The sequence below is a fragment of the Saccharopolyspora hirsuta genome (genome assembly GCF_008630535.1).
Classification (GTDB): Bacteria; Actinomycetota; Actinomycetes; order Mycobacteriales; family Pseudonocardiaceae; genus Saccharopolyspora; species Saccharopolyspora hirsuta.
The window spans coordinates 252,548-269,421 of sequence record NZ_VWPH01000006.1 but is presented as its reverse complement, the minus strand read 5'-3'; the positions used below and the strand labels follow the sequence as shown (position 1 = coordinate 269,421).

Annotated in this window: 12 protein-coding genes; 4 read left to right on the top strand and 8 right to left on the bottom strand. The window is 71.8% G+C overall.

What is annotated here, in order from left to right; all coding sequences use genetic code 11:
- Positions 1-182 precede the first annotated feature (182 nt).
- Both F1721_RS14595 and F1721_RS14590 read left to right on the top strand, forming a co-directional pair.
- The gene (locus tag F1721_RS14595) at positions 183-1,757 is read left to right on the top strand and encodes an alkaline phosphatase D family protein (protein ID WP_150067199.1); all 1,575 of its coding nucleotides are present in this window, start codon (positions 183-185) and stop codon (positions 1,755-1,757) included.
- A gap of 147 nt (positions 1,758-1,904) precedes the next feature.
- Entirely contained in the window at positions 1,905-2,495 is a 591-nt protein-coding gene (locus F1721_RS14590; protein ID WP_150067198.1) for a SanA/YdcF family protein, read from the top strand.
- A 450-nt stretch (positions 2,496-2,945) separates the two neighbouring features.
- On the opposite strand, the gene tsaD is transcribed toward F1721_RS14590, so the two are convergent.
- From tsaD to F1721_RS14570, 4 genes are read right to left on the bottom strand one after another with little or no spacing between them, the layout of a single operon-like run.
- Entirely contained in the window at positions 2,946-4,001 is a 1,056-nt protein-coding gene (gene tsaD, locus F1721_RS14585; protein WP_150067197.1) for a tRNA (adenosine(37)-N6)-threonylcarbamoyltransferase complex transferase subunit TsaD, read from the bottom strand.
- Complete coding sequence (gene rimI, locus F1721_RS14580; protein WP_150067425.1) at positions 3,998-4,465, bottom strand: ribosomal protein S18-alanine N-acetyltransferase; 468 nt, start codon at positions 4,463-4,465, stop codon at positions 3,998-4,000. The genes tsaD and rimI overlap by 4 nt, the downstream gene beginning before the upstream one ends.
- Before the next feature lie 20 nt (positions 4,466-4,485).
- Positions 4,486-5,139, bottom strand: coding sequence for a tRNA (adenosine(37)-N6)-threonylcarbamoyltransferase complex dimerization subunit type 1 TsaB (gene tsaB, locus F1721_RS14575; protein WP_150067196.1), 654 nt, complete (start codon positions 5,137-5,139; stop codon positions 4,486-4,488).
- Between the two features lie 47 nt (positions 5,140-5,186).
- Positions 5,187-8,918: a glycoside hydrolase family 2 TIM barrel-domain containing protein gene (locus F1721_RS14570; RefSeq protein WP_150067195.1), complete on the bottom strand. Its 3,732-nt coding sequence runs from the start codon at positions 8,916-8,918 to the stop codon at positions 5,187-5,189.
- 223 nt (positions 8,919-9,141) lie between these two features.
- Between F1721_RS14570 and F1721_RS14565 the strand changes: the two genes are divergently transcribed.
- Positions 9,142-9,468 (top strand): hypothetical protein, encoded by a 327-nt coding sequence (locus F1721_RS14565; RefSeq protein WP_150067194.1) that lies wholly within the window; start codon positions 9,142-9,144, stop codon positions 9,466-9,468.
- A 63-nt stretch (positions 9,469-9,531) separates the two neighbouring features.
- Here the strand turns inward: F1721_RS14565 and allB are convergent, their stop codons facing one another.
- Positions 9,532-10,887 carry an allantoinase AllB gene (allB, locus tag F1721_RS14560; protein WP_150067193.1) on the bottom strand — a complete coding sequence of 452 codons (1,356 nt, stop codon included), beginning with the start codon at positions 10,885-10,887 and terminating at the stop codon, positions 9,532-9,534.
- Between the two features lie 305 nt (positions 10,888-11,192).
- Between allB and F1721_RS14555 the strand changes: the two genes are divergently transcribed.
- Entirely contained in the window at positions 11,193-12,308 is a 1,116-nt protein-coding gene (locus tag F1721_RS14555; RefSeq protein ID WP_150067192.1) for an aspartate racemase/maleate isomerase family protein, read from the top strand.
- A gap of 60 nt (positions 12,309-12,368) precedes the next feature.
- Here the strand turns inward: F1721_RS14555 and F1721_RS14550 are convergent, their stop codons facing one another.
- From F1721_RS14550 to F1721_RS14540, 3 genes are all read right to left on the bottom strand, one after another.
- Positions 12,369-13,490: a glycerate kinase gene (locus tag F1721_RS14550; RefSeq protein ID WP_150067191.1), complete on the bottom strand. Its 1,122-nt coding sequence runs from the start codon at positions 13,488-13,490 to the stop codon at positions 12,369-12,371.
- Between the two features lie 462 nt (positions 13,491-13,952).
- A complete protein-coding gene (gene gcl, locus F1721_RS14545; protein WP_150067190.1) occupies positions 13,953-15,656 on the bottom strand; it encodes a glyoxylate carboligase in 1,704 nt (567 codons plus the stop codon).
- Between the two features lie 324 nt (positions 15,657-15,980).
- Complete coding sequence (locus tag F1721_RS14540; protein WP_150067189.1) at positions 15,981-16,859, bottom strand: 2-hydroxy-3-oxopropionate reductase; 879 nt, start codon at positions 16,857-16,859, stop codon at positions 15,981-15,983.
- Positions 16,860-16,874: the final 15 nt, after the last annotated feature.

The following is a 16,874-nucleotide window of genomic DNA, read 5'->3' as shown; positions in this document are numbered from 1 at the left end:
GTCCCCCTGACGAACGGTCTGCGCCCAGTGCCCCGGCGCTGGGCGCAGCGTCGTCCTCGGGCGAGCAACCGGCATTCCCCCGGGTGGCCGAACAGCTCGGGATTTCGTCAGAAGTTCACCTGAACCCCCACTCGTTCCGGTAGTTTCCGGCGCCCGACCGGTTCGAACTGGAGGGCTTTGCGATGACCGAATCCCCCGTCCCGTTATCCAGGCGGGTCAGCCGACGCGCCGTGCTCCTCGGCGGGGCCGCCGCGCTCGGGGCCACCGCGCTCGGCGGATCCGCGCTGGCCAACGCGCTGGCCATGCCCGGTGCCGGTGTCCGCCGGCTCGCCGATCCGTTCACCCTCGGCGTCGCCTCCGGCGATCCGCTGCCCGACGGGGTCGTGCTGTGGACCCGGCTGGCGCCGAAGCCGACCGCCGACGACGGCCTGGGCGGCATGCCCGACAAGGTCGTGCCGGTGCAGTGGGAGGTCGCCGAGGACGAGCAGTTCACCAAGGTCGTGCAGAGCGGTGAGGCGCAGGCCGCGCCGGAGCTCGGGCACAGCGTGCACGTCGAGCTGGAGGACCTGCGGCCCGGCGCGGAGTACTTCTACCGCTTCCGCGCCGAGGGCGAGATCTCGCCGGTGGGCCGCACCCGCACCGCCCCGGCCGCGGACGCGCTCGGCGAGCTGACCATGTGCTTCGCCTCCTGCGCCCACTACGGCGAGGGCTACTTCACCGCCTACCGCCGGATGGCCGAGGACGACCCGCACCTGATCCTGCACCTCGGCGACTACCAGTACGAGTACGCCGCCAAGGACGAGGACGTGCGCGAGGTGCTGGGGCCGGAGACCCGGACCCTGGCCAACTACCGGCAGCGGCACGGCCAGTACAAGACCGACCCCGACCTGCAGCTGGCGCACGCCACCGCGCCGTGGGTGGTGGTGTGGGACGACCACGAGCTGGAGAACAACTGGGCCGACGAGGTCCCGGAGAAGCCCGACGACGGCTTCCTGGACCGGCGCAAGGCGGCCTTCCAGGCGTACTACGAGAACATGCCGCTGCGCAGCACGGCCAAGCCCTCCGGCACCGACCTGCAGCTCTACCGGCGGATCCGGTGGGGGTCGCTGGTCAACTTCCACATGCTCGACACCCGCCAGTACCGCGACGACCAGGCCTGCGGCGACGGCGTGCAGTCCGGCTGCGACGAGCGCGAGGACCCGAAGCGGTCGATCACCGGGGCCGAGCAGGAGAAGTGGCTCATCGACGGGTTCCGCGAGACCACCGCGCGCTGGGACGTGCTCGGCCAGCAGGTGTTCTTCTCCAAGCTCGACCGCACCCCGGGCGCCGAGGAGGGCTACAGCATGGACGCCTGGGACGGCTACGTGGCCAACCGCGACCGGATCGCCGACGCGATGGCCGACAGCGCGGTCCGCAACGGCGTGGTGCTCACCGGGGACGTGCACCGGCACTGGGCCGCGGAGATCAAGCGGACCCACGACGAGCCCGACTCCCCCGCCGTCGGCACGGAGTTCGTCACGACCTCGGTGACCAGCGGCGGCGACGGCGACGACGGCGGCAACGAGGACGTGCTGGCGGAGAACCCGCACGTGAAGTTCTACGCCAACCGGCGGGGCTACGTGCGCACCAAGTTCACCGAGGGCGAGCTGCGCGCGGACTACCGCGTGCTGGCGAAGGTGTCGGAGAAGGACGCCCCGGCCGAGACCGCGAAGTCGTTCGTGGTCGAGGACGGCAAGCCGGTGCTGAACCCGGTGTGATCGGCGGGGTGCCGGTTCCCGCCGGGGACCGGCACCCCTGCTCGGCCGCCGTGCGGTTCGCGGCGACTTCGCGCGAAACCGGCACTGGCCCGCCGCGTGTTGATCGCGGAGCGGCGCTGCGCTCGGCGGCGATGGCACACTTGGCGCGTGCGCGGACTGTGGGTTGGGCTCGTGGGGCTGGTCGGGCTCGGTGTGGTGGCGGGGTTGCCGTCGGCGTGGGCCTTCGCGCGCAGCGCGGACCGCATCCGGTCGGCGTCGGACGTGCCGGAGACCGAGGTCGGGCTGGTGCTCGGTGCCGGGGTGCGCTGGGACGGCACGCCCAGCCTGATCCTGCAGGGACGGCTCGACGTGGCCAAGGACCTGTACGAGGCCGGGAAGATCCGGCGGATCATCGTCAGCGGCAGCCCCGAATCGCGCGGCTACAGCGAACCCGCGGTGATGCGCCACCACCTCGTGTCGCACGGGGTCCCGGCGGACGCGATCGTGCTCGACGAGTCCGGTGTGGACACCTGGCAGTCCTGCCGCCGGGCGGCGGGCGAGTTCGGCCTGCGGGAGCTGACGGTGATCAGCACGCGCTTCCACCTCCGCCGCGCGGTGGCGATGTGCCGCCGCCTCGGCGTGGACGCCCACGGCGTCGGCCACGACGCAGCGGCGGACTGGCGCCTCGAGCGCGTCGCGGCGCGCGGCGCCCGCCGCGAATTCCTCGCCACCGTCAAGGCCTTCTGGTACAGCCGCTGATCCCCCGACAACCGTCCCCCGGCCAGGAGAACCGCAGTTTCAATTGAAACTGCACCCCTCCCCCAGGCCGGAGCGCAGTTTCAGTTGAAACTGTGCATCACCGGCGTGTCGGGCACCGGACACGCCGGAGGGTGCGGGCAACTCCCGCGATTTCAATGGAAATCAGACCTCCGATTTCCATTGAACTTGTTCATCCCTGTCCGTGGACCGCAGCTGCGAAGGGCGACCGGCACCGACCGGCAGGTGTCGCATGCGCCGCAGGCGCATAACCCACCCTCGCAACTCGCACCGCCGCGGGTTCTCAGCGTTCGCCTGGCGAGGACCGCCCTGACGCCGTGTATCGGTCATACATCAGTCAGGGCACCCGGAGTCCAGGCGGGCGCTGAGGTTCCGCCACCGGCACCGCCACGCAGAACGAGGCTGGAAAAACCTCACTGAAATCGGGGTGGGTCACTGGACGACGATGGTGCTGACCGGGAGGCCCGGGTTGGCGGGCATGTCGAGGGGCGAGGGCTTCGCGCCGGAGGCCAGGACGTGCGCTCCCAGGGCCGCGATCATCGCACCGTTGTCCGTGCACAGGCGCGGGCGCGGGACGCGGAGCTCGATGCCCGCTTCGGCGCACCGCTGCGCGGCCAGCTCCGAGAGGCGGGAGTTCGCCGCCACACCACCGGAGATCACCAGCGTGTCCACGTCCAGGTCGCGCGCCGCGCGCACCGCCTTCGCGGTCAGCACGTCGGCCACCGCCTCCTGGAACGAGGCGCACACGTCCGGGACCGGGATCTCGCGGCCCTCGCGCTGCTCGGTCTCCACCCAGCGGGCGACCGCCGTCTTCAGGCCGGAGAAGGAGAAGTCGTACTTCGGGTCGCGCGGACCGGTGAGGCCGCGGGGAAACGCGATCGCCTTCGGGTTCCCGAGCTTGGCCTGCTTGTCGATCGGCGGGCCGCCCGGGTACGGCAGGTCGAGGATGCGGGCGACCTTGTCGTAGGCCTCGCCGGCGGCGTCGTCGATGGTGGTGCCGACCTCGGTGATCTTGTCGGCGATGCCCTCCACCAGCAGCAGCTGGGAGTGCCCGCCGGAGACCAGCAGCGCCAGGCAGCGCTCCGGCAGCGGGCCGTGCTCCAGGGTGTCCACGGCGACGTGCCCGCCGAGGTGGTTGACGCCGTACAGCGGCACGCCCAGCGCGGACGCGTAGGCCTTGGCCGCCGCGACGCCGACCATCAGCGCGCCCGCCAGGCCCGGCCCGGCGGTCACCGCGATCGCGTCCACATCGGACAGTTCGAGGCCGGATTCGTCCAGCGCGCGGCGCATCGTCGGCGCCATCGCGGCGAGGTGCGCGCGGCTGGCGATCTCCGGCACGACACCGCCGAAGCGCGCGTGCTCGTCGACGCTGGAGGCCACCGCGTCGGCCAGCAGCTCGACCGAGCCGTCCGCGGCCAGCCGCACCAGGCCGACGCCGGTCTCGTCGCAGGAGCTCTCGATGCCGAGCACCACCCGGTCCGCAGTCATTCCCCGGTCTCCGTTCCCGCCGCGGGCCGCCGCATGGTGTGCGCGTCGGCCCCGGACGGCTGGTAGTAGCGCTTGCGCAGCCCGACGATCTCGAAGCCGTGCTTGCGGTACATCGCGATCGCGGTTTCGTTGTCGGTGCGCACTTCCAGGAAGGTCGTCGCCCGCTGCTCGTCGGCCCGCGCCAGCAGCGCCCGCAGCAGCGCCTTGCCCGCGCCGCGCCCCTGGTGGTCGGGGTCGACGCCGATGGTGTGCACCTCGGCCTCGGCGTGCGGCGCGCGGCCGACGACCGCCAGCCCGGCGTAGCCGATCAGCTGGTCGCCGAGGTAGGCCCCGACGTAGTAGTGGCCCTGGTCGAGCTCGGCGGCGAACGCCTGCCACGACCACGGGTCGTCGCCGGGGAAGAGCACCTGCTCCAGCTGCGCGCAGCGCTTGATGTCGCTGCGGCGCAGCTTGAGCACCTGCAGCGCGGCGGTCGCGCGGTCGGTCACTTCCCACCCCTGGTCAGCACGGACTTCCGCTTGCTCGGCAGCTCCGCGTCCGGTCGCCGCAGGTAGAGCGGCACCAGCGGGGCCGGTTCGGTGCCGAGCACCGCCTCCGCCGCCGCGACCAGGCCGACCGGCGTGGGGTAGCGCGGCTCGACGACGGGCAGGTCGAAGGCGTCGGCCAGCTCACCGGCGACCGCGGTGCAGTCCCCGGTCGGCACGTCGGCGGGGCGCTGCACGTGCGGGCCGTCGATCCGGGTCCGGCCGGAGTAGGCGGCCCAGTAGGCCTCCTTGCGGCGCGCGTCGGTGGCGACCAGCAGCTGCCCGGTGACGTCGGCCTGCGCGGCGATCGCGTCGAGGCTGCACACCGGGTGCACCGGGCGGCCGCACGCCTGGCCGAGCGCTGCGGCGGTGACCATGCCGACGCGCAGACCGGTGAACGGCCCGGGCCCCGAACCGACGACGATCGCATCGGCGTCGGCCAGCTGGTGCCCGGCCTCGGTCATGACGTCGAGGAGCTGCGGCATCAGCAGCTCACCGTGGGCGCGCGGGTTGATCGTGACGCGTTCGGCGAGCGATCGGGGCCCACCGTCGTCCAGCGCGACCAGCCCGGCGGTGACCGCAGGGGTCGAGGTGTCCAGCGCAATGACGAGCACGATTACTCAGCGTACGTCAGCGCTGGTCACCGGGGTTACGCGGGGCATCACACCCGCGGCCGGAGGGTGACCGAGTACGCGTGCTGCTGGTCCGGCCGGACCCGGTACTGCTGCTGGACCGGGACCGGGGTGTCGCCGAGGCCGGTCACCCCGGCGCTGACGTGCAGGGTGATGAAGTCGTCGCGCCGGAGCTGGTGCGCGAAGTCGGTGCGCTCGGCGTTGGAGTGGCGGTCCGCCGCGATCGCCATCGGCCCGCCGGAGACCTGGAGCCCGCCGTTCTCACCGGACAGCACCGCCCACGACGTGTCGACCTTGACGCCGTTGTCCTGCGGCGGCAGGAAGTCGAACCACTGCTGGTCCACCGTCCCCGACCAGCGGCCGACGTGCTGCGAGTCCTCGCGGTCGGGGTAGGACTCGCCGGGCCCGCGCCCGTACCAGTCGAGCTGCCCGAACTCCGCGGGCACCGCGAGGGAGAACCCGACCCGCGGCAGCCACGGCAGCGCGCGCATCCTCGGCCCGTAGGCCTCCACCTCGTGGTCCACGGTCACCGCCCCGGTGCCGTCGACGGTGTACACCCAGCGGCTGGTGAACCCGTCGCCCTCGACGTCGGGTGCGGCCACGTCGGTGTCCACCGCCACCCGGACCTGGTCCGGGGCGGGCTGGGTGACCTCGAAGGACCGCACCTGGGTGCGCAGCCGGTCGAGGCCGACCTCGCGGAACTTCGCCTCGGCGTTCAGGCCGCTCCAGTTGCTCCACTCGTTGCCGGTCGGCGCGCGGAACACGTCGAGCACCGGCCCGCCGGTCAGCACCTGCTGCCCGGCGGCGGTCATCCCGGACAGCGTCCCCGTCGCGCGGTCGAAGGTGTGGGCGAAGCCCTCCCCCGCGACCTCGACGGCTCCGCCGTGCTCGGTCACCGACACCGGCTTCGCCTCCCCGCCGCCGACCGGCGGCGCCGGTGCTTCGCTCCCGCCCGCGCGCAGCTGCTCCGCAGCCACCACGTGCCCCTGCGGCACGCCGGGCGCGTCGGCGCGCTGCCGCGCCTCCAGCACCAGGAACCGCTCGGTCCGCCCGGCGGGCGGGAGCGGGAGCCGGACGTCCTGCGACTGCCCCGGTCCGACTTCGGCGTCGATGCCGCCGGAGGCGATCTCGGCGCCGCCCTCGACGAGCCGCCAGCTGAGGTCGTAGGCGCTGGTGCTCAGCGTGTGGTTCAGGTTCCGCACCGCGAAGCGGCCGGGCTCGCCGGTGTCCTCGAAGCGGATCGGCGCGTGGCTGTAGGCCATCTGCGCCAGTTCGGGCTGGGGCGTGCGGTCGGCGTTGATCACGCCGTTGGCGAGGAAGTTCGTCGCGCCGTAGTCGAGGAACTCGCCGCGCTGCTCCTCGGTGTCGAAGTCCAGCGCGAGCACCGCGCGCTCGGCCGGGTCCTCGGCGATCTCCGCCGGGGTGAGAGCCGTGTCGTAGATGCGCGCCGAGTCGACCACCGCGTGCGCGGTGCGACCGGCGAAGGCGTCGCCGTGCTTCTCCTGGTTGCGGCCGATGGATGCGGTGTAGCCCGTGTTGTGCGCGATCTCGCCGGAGTAGGGCGTCGAGGCGACTTCCACCCCGTCGACGTGCAGGCGCACCTCGCTGCCGTCGTATGTTCCGGTGATGCGGTGCCAGTTGCCCCACCAGTCGGCGGGGACGGCGGCCCGCGCGGTGTGCCAGCCGCCTTCGCCGAAGACGAAGAACTCGATGTGCTCGGCGTCGGGCATCTGCAGGGCCCACTGCTTGTCGCCCTTGGTCAGGAACGCCCCGGAACCGCCCCAGGACAGGGGTTTGACCTGGATGTCCAGCGTCACCGCCCGGCCTGCGACGTCCAGCCGGGGATCGCGGTAGGCCTCCACCCAGTCGTCCAGGCCGGAGAGTTCGAGCGCGTTGCCGGACACGCCGGGCACGACCTTCGGGTTGCCGCCGTAGTGCACCGGGATGCTGCTCGGGGTGGTCCTCAGTGGACGGTAGAGGCCCTGGTCGACCCAGTCCCAGACGAATCCGCCCTGCAGCGCGGGTTCGCGGCGGATGGTCCGCCACATGTCCTCGTAGTGGCCGAGGCTGTTGCCCATCGCGTGCAGCCACTCGCCCATGACCACGGGCTTGGTGGTCTCGCGGGCGATCTCCTCCAGCCGCTGCGGGGACGGGTAGCGCGGCCCCCAGATGTCGGCGAAGGGCGCGTCGCCGTCCGGGGAGTTGGACTGGTGGTAGAGCGGTCGGGTGGGGTCGGCGGCGCGGGCGTGCTCGGCCATCGCGCGGTGCGCTTCGCCCAGCCCGGCCTCGTTGCCGGTGTCCCAGATGATCACGCTCGGGTGGTTCTTGTCCCGCTCCAGCATCGCGTGGAAGCGGTCCGCGAACGCCGCCTGCCACTCCGGGCGGTCCGCCAGGCAGTCGTCGGCCTGGTCCTGGCAGTCCTCCCGGTAGTGCGTCTCGACGTCGACCTCGTCGGCGAGCAGGATCCCGTAGCGGTCGGCGAGCCGGTACCAGTACGGGTCGTTCGGGTAGTGCGAGGTGCGGACGGCGTTGATGTTGTGCTGCCGCATCAGCTCGACGTCCTGGCGCTGCCGCTCGCGCCCGATCGCGCGACCGGTGCGCGGGTCGTGCTCGTGGCGGTTCACCCCGCGCAGGTCCACGGCCTTCCCGTTGAGCAGCAGCTGCTTCCCGCGCACCTCGACCTCTCGGAACCCGACCGGCTGCTGGGTCACGTGCACGACCTGCCCGCGCTCCAGCAGTTCGAGCACGACGGTGTACAGCTCCGGTGTTTCGTCGCTCCACAGCTTCGGGTTCGCGATCTGCTGCGCCAGCTCGACGCTCGCGGAGCCCGAGACGTCGATCGGGGCGCTGAAGCTGGTCACCGGTTGGCCCGCTGGGTCGTGCAGCGTCGCGCGGACCTCGTGGGCGCCGGTGCTGCCACCGGGGACGTGGCGCAGGTCGACGCCGAGGCGCAGCGTCGCGTTGCGGTGGTCGTCGTCCAGCTCGGTGCGGACGGTGACGTCCTCGACGTGGGTGCGGGGCACGCTGTAGAGGTGCACGCCGCGGAAGATCCCGGACAGGTGCCAGAAGTCCATGTTCTCCAGGTACGAGCCCGATCCCCAGCGGTGCACCTGGACGGCGACGGTGTTGGTGCCCGGCCGCAGGTGCCGGGTCACGTCGAACTCGGCCGGGGTGTAGCCGCCCTGGTCGTAGCCGACGTACCGCCCGTTGACCCACACGAAGTAGCCGCTGGTCGCACCCTCGAAGCGGAGCAGCTGGCGACGGCCGTCCCAGTTCGCCGGGACCTCGAAATCGCGCACGTAGGCACCGGTCGGGTTGATGTCGTCCGGCACCTTCGGCGGGTCGTAGGGCGCGACCTCGGACGGCACGTTGCGGTAGATCGGCCGGTCGTAGCCCTGCTGCTGCCAGACGCCGGGCACGGCGATCTCCGGCCAGTCCGCCCCGCCGCGCTGCCAGTTCGCGGGGAGCTCGCGGTGGTGGTCGGCGTAGCGGAAGCGCCACTGCCCGTCGAGCGGGAGCGTCCACGACGTCGGTTCGTCGGCCGGTGCCTCGATGTCCTGGCGGGCGGAGCGCAGCGCCTGCGCCGCGTCGTCGTACGGGCGGAGGAGGGCGTGCTGCGGCTCCTGGTTCTCGCCCGTGCGCTGCGGATCTTCCAGGTAGGACTCGACGTCCGGGGCTTGGGCCTGCGCGGCCGGGGCGAGCAGCCCGGCGGCGAGGGTCAACGCGATGAGAACAACGCCGGGACGTGCCGTAGTCCGCATGAAGCCCTCCGGGGCGACGCTTCTCGTGTGATGTTGTGCGAGTCTGCGCTGTTGATGTTCGACCTTGTCCGATCCGTCCGCGAAGGTCAACATGCCCGGATCAAGTGCCTGCGGTCGGAGCAGCGCGGACGTGCGGCGGCCGGATCGCGCGGTTGGGCGAAACGGACGCGCGCCCGACGGCTTGGGAAGATCCTCGCCGAAGCGAGTCCGGAGGGGAGCTCAGATGTTCGGGAAGAAGCGCGAAACGCACTTCATCGTGCTCAACGACTTGGACGACGGCCGGGAGGCCGTTCGGCGCGCGCTGGAGACCGCTGCCGCCGAGGACGTGCCGGGCCTGCAGCGGGCGCTGCGGATTCTCGACGGGGCGAGCGTCGCCGAGGACCCGAAGATCCGCTGGACGCGGCAGGTCCTGGAGAAGGCCGGGATCGACCCGCTGGAGCGCGAGGTGCAGGCGGTCCGCGAGGTGCGCAAGGAGCTCCCCGGCCTACCTCTGGTGGCCGCCGTGGAGATGGTCCGCGCGCTCAACCCCGAGGCGCGCCGCAAGCGGTGATCAGGGGTCGTGAGTGCGTAACAGTGTTCGAACACTGTTACGCACTCACGACCGCAGACGAGGTCAGCGGGTGAGGAGCTGGCCCTGCGGGGTGGTCGGCGCGTCGGGGCCGACGATCTGCGTGCCGCGGAGCCAGGTCTCGCGCACCACGCCCGCCAGCGGGCGGCCGTGGTACGGGGACACCGGGTTGCGGTGGTGGAGCTTGTCCACGTCCACCACGAAGGCCGCGTCCGGGGCGAACACGCAGAAGTCCGCGTCGTTGCCGACCGCGATGGAGCCCTTGCGGCGCACACCGGCGAGCTCGGCGGGCTTGCGGGACATCCACTGCACCACGTCGGCCAGGCTGTGACCGCGCACCCGCGCCTGCGTCCAGACCGCGGGCAGGCCCAGCTGGAGGCTGGACACCCCGCCCCACGCGACGCCGAAGTCGCCGATGTCGAACCGCTTGAGCTCCGGGGTGCACGGCGAGTGGTCGCTGACCACGCAGTCGATGATCCCGTCGGCCAGGCCCTGCCAGAGCAGTTCCCGGTTGCGCGCCTCGCGGATCGGCGGGCAGCACTTGAACTGGGTCGCGCCGTCGGGGACCTCCTCGGCGCTGAAGCTCAGGTAGTGCGGGCAGGTCTCGACGGTGACCTTGACGCCGTCGGCGCGCGCGGAGGCGATCATCGGCAGCGCGTCCGACGAGGACAGGTGCAGGATGTGCACGCGGCCGCCGATCCGCCGGGCGAGCTCGATGACCTGCGCGATGGCCACGTTCTCGGCCCCGCGCGGGCGGGAGTTCAGGAAGTCGCCGTAGGTCTCGCCGTGCGCGGTGGGCGCGTGCTCGATGGCGTCGGAGTCCTCGGCGTGCACGATCATCAACGCGTCGTAGCGGGCGAGCTCGCGCAGCGCCTCGTCCAGCTCGGCCGGGTTCAGCGGCGGGAACTCGTCGACGCCGGAGTGCAGCAGGAAGCACTTGAAGCCGAACACCCCGGCCTCGTGCAGCCCGCGCAGCTCGGCGAGGTTGCCGTGCACCGCGCCGCCCCAGAAGCCGACGTCGATGTGCGCCTTCTCGCGGGCGGTCTTGCGCTTGATCTCCAGCGCGCCGGTGTCGATGGTCGGCGGGAGGCTGTTCAGCGGCATGTCGAGGATGGTGGTGACACCGCCCGCCGCGGCGGCCCGGGTGGCGGTGTCGAAGCCCTCCCACTCGGTGCGGCCGGGGTCGTTGACGTGCACGTGGGTGTCGACCAGCCCCGGCAGCAGCACCTCGTCCTCGGCGAGCTCGACGGTGCGGGCGGCGTCGAGCTGGGCGTCGAGCGGTTCGACGGCGGCGATGCGGCCGTCGCGGACGCCGACGCTGCCGGACGTCTCCCCGTTCGGGCCGATGAGCCGTCGCGCGCGGAACACGACGTCGAACGTCCCGGTGGCTGCCTCGGACAACTCGGTTACCTCCTGAGCTCAGCTGTTCAACAAAGTGTTGAACTTTCGGCGGTTCCGGTCAAGACCCCGCGGCCGGGAAGCGGGCAGAACTTCCACATTGTGAAGTATACTTACCGATTCTCGAAATACTCGGCGACCGAGCCGGGCTAGTCAAGAGTGTGCCGACCACGCATCGATTCAGCCCCCCGGACGCTCCGCCGCGCACGTCTTGACAGCTCGCGCGGCGCGCTGTTCGGTATGCCCCTCGACGCAAGATCGTGCCGCGGCGCTCGCCCTCGACCACACCGAGCGACTTGAGGAGTGCCATGCCCCGCATCGGAATGCTGACCCCGTCGTCGAACACCGTGCTGGAACCCGTCACCTACCGGCTGCTGACCGGCGCGGACGAGGTGACCGCGCACTTCAGCCGGTTGCCGGTCACCGCGATCTCCCTGGCCGACGAGCAGAGCAGCCAGTTCTCCGTGGACCGGATGTCGGCCGCGGCCGAGCTGCTCCGGGACGCCGCGGTGGACGTCGTGGTGTGGAACGGGACCGCCGGGTCCTGGCTCGGCTTCGACTACGACCGGCAGGTCGGTGAAGCGCTGTCCCAGGTCTGCGGGGTTCCGGCGACGACCTCGACGCTGGCGCTGCGCGACGCCTTCCGCGCCTTCGGCGTGCGGCGGCTGGGCCTGGTCACGCCGTACACCGGCGACGTGACCGCGCGCATCGCGGAGACCTACGCCGCCGAGGGCGTCGAGGTGGTGGCCGACGAGCGGCTGGAGATCACCGACAACTTCACCTTCGGCGAGGTGCCCGAGCAGCGGCTGGCCGAGATGGTCGAAGCCGCCGCGCCCGGTGCGCACGCGGTGGCGCTGGTGTGCACGAACCTGCGGGGCGCGTTCGTCGCCGCCGACCTGGAGCCGAAGCTCGGAATTCCCGTGCTGGACAGCGTTTCCGCAACGCTGTGGAAGGCGCTGGACCTGCTCGGCGGTCTGCGCATCGACCGCGGGAGCGTGCTGCTGTCCGGCTCGACGCGCGCGGCGCTGAAGGAGATCTGCGCCCAGCTCCGCGCGGCGACCGGCGCTGACCGGACGGCCGTGCGCCTCGACCTGCCGTCGCAACGCCTCGACGTCGACCGCGCCGCAGCCGAGGACACCGGTCCCGGCGTGGCCCCGATCCAGCACGATCCGCGCCCCGACGCGCTGAACACCGCCAGGTGGCTGGACGAGCACCGGAAGACGTTGGTGCAACCGAACTTTCGCGCTGATCCGCAGGCCGACGCCGACGACGTCCGGGCCCAGATGCTCGCGCCGGTCGAGATCGGCGGTGCGCTGGTCGGCTGGATCTCGGTGCACAGCCGCACCGAACGCGACTGGACCCCGGCCGACGTCCAGGCCGTCGAAACGGCGTCCGCACACGTCAAGGCCCTGGTGGAGCGGTGAAGGACGCGATTTCAATGGAAATCGCACATCCGATTTCCATGGAAATCGCGTCCGAACGCGCTACAGGTGGTTCTCGGCGATTCGCTCCGCCAGGTCGGGGAGGAGGGTTGCTGCTTCGCGGATGCAGCGCTGGGGGTCCGGTTCGATGTCGGTGAGGGCGTACACCGCCTCGATGCCCGCTTCGCGGAGGCGCTCCGGCGGGAGCTCCGAACGTCCCGCCACGGCCACCACCGGGACGCCCGCCGCGCGGGCCCGGGCGGCCACCCCGGCCGGGCCCTTGCCGTTCAGGGTCTGCTCGTCGATGGAGCCCTCGCCGATGATCACCAGGCCCGCACCGGACAGCTGGCGGTCGAAGTCGATCAGCTCCAGGACCACGTCCACACCGGGGCGCATCCGGGCGCCGAGCACCGCGAGGGCCGCGTAGCCGACACCACCGGCCGCACCGGCTCCCGGCTGGTCCGCCACGTCGCGGCCGCCCGCCGCGAGCACCGCGCGGGACCAGTTCGCCAGGGCCTCGTCCAGCAAGCGCACCTGATCGGGGTCGGCGCCCTTCTGCGGGCCGTAGACGTGGGCCGCGCCGCGCTCGCCGAGCAGCGGGTTGTCCACATCGGACGCGAGGATCACCTCGACCTCGGCCAGCCGCGGGTCCAGGCCGGAGAGGTCCACGGAGGCCACCCGGGCCAGTGGTCCACCGCCTGGGGGCAACGGGTGCTCCGCAGCATCCAAAACCCGCGCCCCCAGGACGGTGAGCATTCCGGCGCCGCCGTCGGTGCACGCGCTGCCACCGACGCCGAGCACCACGGTTCGCGCGCCCGCGTCGAGCGCCGCCAGGACCGCCTCGCCGGTGCCCTCGCTGGACGCCGCCAGCGGGGCGAGCTCGTCCGGGTCCAGCAGCGCCAGCCCGGAGGCCGAGGCCAGCTCGACCACGGCCGTGTCGTCGAACACCGCGATCTCGGTGTCCACCGGCTCGCCGACCGGCCCCGCAACGCGGACCGGCACCGGCACGTAACCGCTGGCCACCGCGGCCTGCACGGTCCCGTCCCCGCCGTCGGCCACCGGCGCGGACCGGACCTCCACCTCGGGCCGGACCCGGCGCAGGCCGGCCGCCACCGCGGCGGCCACCTCCGGCGCGGTCAGCGAGCCCTTGAACTTGTCCGGCGCGATCAGGACGGGTCCAGGCAAAGCGAACTCCTGTGTGCAAGGGGGTGGTGTCCCCGCCGAGACGCCCGGCACGTGCACGGCGGGGAACACCGAGGGTCATCGGGTATTCCACCCGACCACCCCGTCTGGGGAAAGTGGGGACGGCGCTCGCCGGAACACCACCGCGCGTTCCGGCGAGCGCTCCCCTCGCGGGGCTGCCCTGGAGGCCCCGCACGGGGTGCGGGAGTGTGTGACAGGACCGTTCGGCCCGGTTCCCAGCGGGCCGACCGCTCCACCGCACCCCGAGTTTCTTCTGTTTTGAAGCGGCGCAGCCGCTTAGCCCACCCTCGCAACCGGCACCGCCGCGGGTTCTCAGCGTTCGCCTGGCGAGGACGGCCCAGCCGCCGTGTATTGGCATACATCAGGCTGGGCACCCGCAGTCCAGGCGGACGCTGAGGTTCCGCTACCCGCACCGCCACGCAAGGTGAGTCCAGGAACAGGCGCTCAGGCGTTGGGCACCGGCTCCGGTTCGATCATGGCGTCGATGCGGATGCCCCGAGCCGTGTTGGCCTCGCGCTCGATCATCACCTCGACCAGGACCGGGCGGCTGGTGGCGACAGCCTCCTTGCGGGCCCACTCGATGGTGTCGGCCAGGTCGCCCGGCTCGAACACCCGGCGACCGGAGCAGCCGTAGGCCTCCATGATCTTGACGTTGTCCGTGCCGTGCTCGTCGTAGTGGATGTCGACCTCGGTCTTCATCCCGAACGCGTCGCCCTCGGCCTGGCGGATCAGGCCCAGGTACTCGTTGTTCAGCATGATGATCACGAACGGCACGTCGTACTGGGCGGCCACCGCCAGCTCCTCGACCAGGAACTGGAACGAGTAGTCGCCGACCACCGCGACCACCTCGGCGTCCGGCTCCGCGGACTTCACGCCGATCGCCGCCGGGATCTCCCAGCCGAGCGGACCGGCCTGGCCGCACACCTGGTAGTGCCGCGGCAGGTGCGCGCTCTGGAACTGGCCGCCCCAGATCTGGTACAGGCCGATCGCGGTGACGAAGTAGGTCTCCGGCGGGAAGATCTGGTTGATCTCCCGGTACACCCGCGGGGCCTTGATCGGCACGGTGTCGTAGTCGTCCGGCCGGGTCAGGGTCTGCTTGAGCACGCCGACCCTGGCCACCCACGCCGAGTAGTCCTTGCTCGCCCCGCGCTTGCGCGCGGCGTCGAGCAGCGCGTCCAGGAACAGCCGGGTGTCCGAGACGATGCCCAGGTCCGGGCCGAACACCTTGCCGATCTGGGTCGGCTCGATGTCGACGTGGATGAACTTGCGGTCACCGCGGTAGACGTCGAGGGCACCGGTGTGCCGGTCGCCGAAGCGGGCGCCCAGCGCCAGCACCAGGTCGGACTCCAGGAACGACTGGTTGCCGTAGCGCTGGCTGGTCTGGATGCCGGTCATGCCGGCGAACAGCTCGTGGTCCTCCGGGAAGGAGCCCTTGCCCATCAGCGTGATCTGCACCGGGATGCCCAGCAGCTCGGCCAGCTCGCGCACCTGCTCGTGGGCGTCGCCGAGGATCACGCCGCCACCGGCGAGGATCAGCGGCCGGTCGGCCTCCAGCAGCATGTCCAGCGCGCGCTCCACCCGCGGCAGGTGCGGCTCGACGGCCGGGATCGGCAGCGGGGCGTCCAGCGCCGGTTCCCACTCGATCTCCTGCTTCTGCACGTCCAGCGGCAGGTCGATCAGCACCGGTCCGGGGCGGCCGGAGCGGGCGATGCGGAACGCCTCGCGGAAGATCCACGGCGCCTGCGCGGCCTCCTTGACCTGCACCGCCCACTTGGTGACCGGCTTGGCGATGTCGACGATGTCGACCGCCTGGAACGCCTCCTGGTGCAGCTTGCTGGAGACCGCCTGGCCGGTGATGCACAGGATCGGGATGGAGTCGGCGATCGCGGTGTAGAGGCCGGTGATCATGTTGGTCCCGGCCGGGCCGGAGGTGCCGATGGCCACGCCGACGTTGCCGTTGGTGCGGGCCCAGCCGTCGGCCATGTGGGTGGCGCCCTCTTCGTGGCGGACGATCAGGTGCTTGATGCCGCTGTCCTCCATCGCCGCGTACAGCGGGAGGATCGCGGCGCCGGGGCAGCCGAAGGTGACGTCCACGCCCTCGGACTTGAGCACGTCGACGACGGCCTGCATGACAGGGACTTTGGCCATGGTGTAAGACTTCCTCTCGGGTGCTGCGCGCACCTTGTTGGGAACGGGTCGGCGGTTCTGGTTGCTTGGCGGCGCTCGGACCGCTGACCCGTGACCGTCTTGCTCTTCGCGATCGCCCGTCGGGCGAGTCCGCGCAATTTCGCGGGAAATCGACGTTCACCCGGGTGAATGTCGATTTCTCGCGAAATTGACCACCCTGCGGGTGAGTGGCGGTGCTGCGCGGGGTCTGCCGCAGGAGACGAGAGTTTCCCGCGCAGCACCGCGGTCTCGGGGTCGTGAGTGCGAAAACCGGCTCCAGGCGGCTTCCGCACTCACGATCGGTGCTCAGTCGCGACCGTTGAGCTGCGTGATCTGCTTGAGCAGACCGGAGTGGTCGAGCTTGCCGTCGCCCTGCGCGACGGCCGCCGCGACCAGCTGGCTGACCAGCGAGCCGAGCGGGATCGTCAGGCCCGCGTCGCGCGCGGCCGCCTGCACGATGCCCATGTCCTTGTGGTGCAGCTCGAGGCGGAAGCCGGGCGCGAACTCCCGGTTGCGCATCTTCTCGTTCTTGGCGTCCAGCACGGTGCTGCCGGCCAGCCCGCCGCCGAGCACCTTCATCCCGGCCTCGGTGTCCACGCCGTGCGCCTCCAGGAACACCAGCGCCTCGGCGACCAGGCCGATGTTGCCCGCCACGATGAGCTGGTTGGCGGCCTTCACCGTCTGCCCGGCACCGGACGGTCCAACGTGGACGATCGTGGTGCCGACCGCGTTCAGCACGTCCTGCGCCGCGGCGAAGGCGTCCGCCTCGCCACCGACCATGATGGACAGCGTGCCGTCGATGGCCTTGGGCTCACCGCCGCTGACCGGCGCGTCCAGCGCGCGAACGCCCTTCTCGGCGGCGGCTTCGGCCACGCGCCGCGAGACGTCCGGGCGGATGGTGCTGCAGTCGACGAGCAGCGCGCCCGACTTGGCGTTGGCCAGCACGCCGTCCTCGCCGAGCACGACGGCCTCGACGTCCGGCGAGTCCGGCAGCATGGTGAAGATGATCTCGGCGTCGCGCACGGCCTCGGCGACGCTGGCCGCGGCCTTGCCGCCGTCGGCGACGAGCTTGTCGACCTTGGCCTGGCTGCGGTTGTAGCCGACGACCTCGTGCCCGGCCTTGACCAGGTTGGCCGCCATCGGGCCGCCCATGATCCCGAGCCCGATGAAACCGACCTTGCTCATGGGAGTTACCTCCGT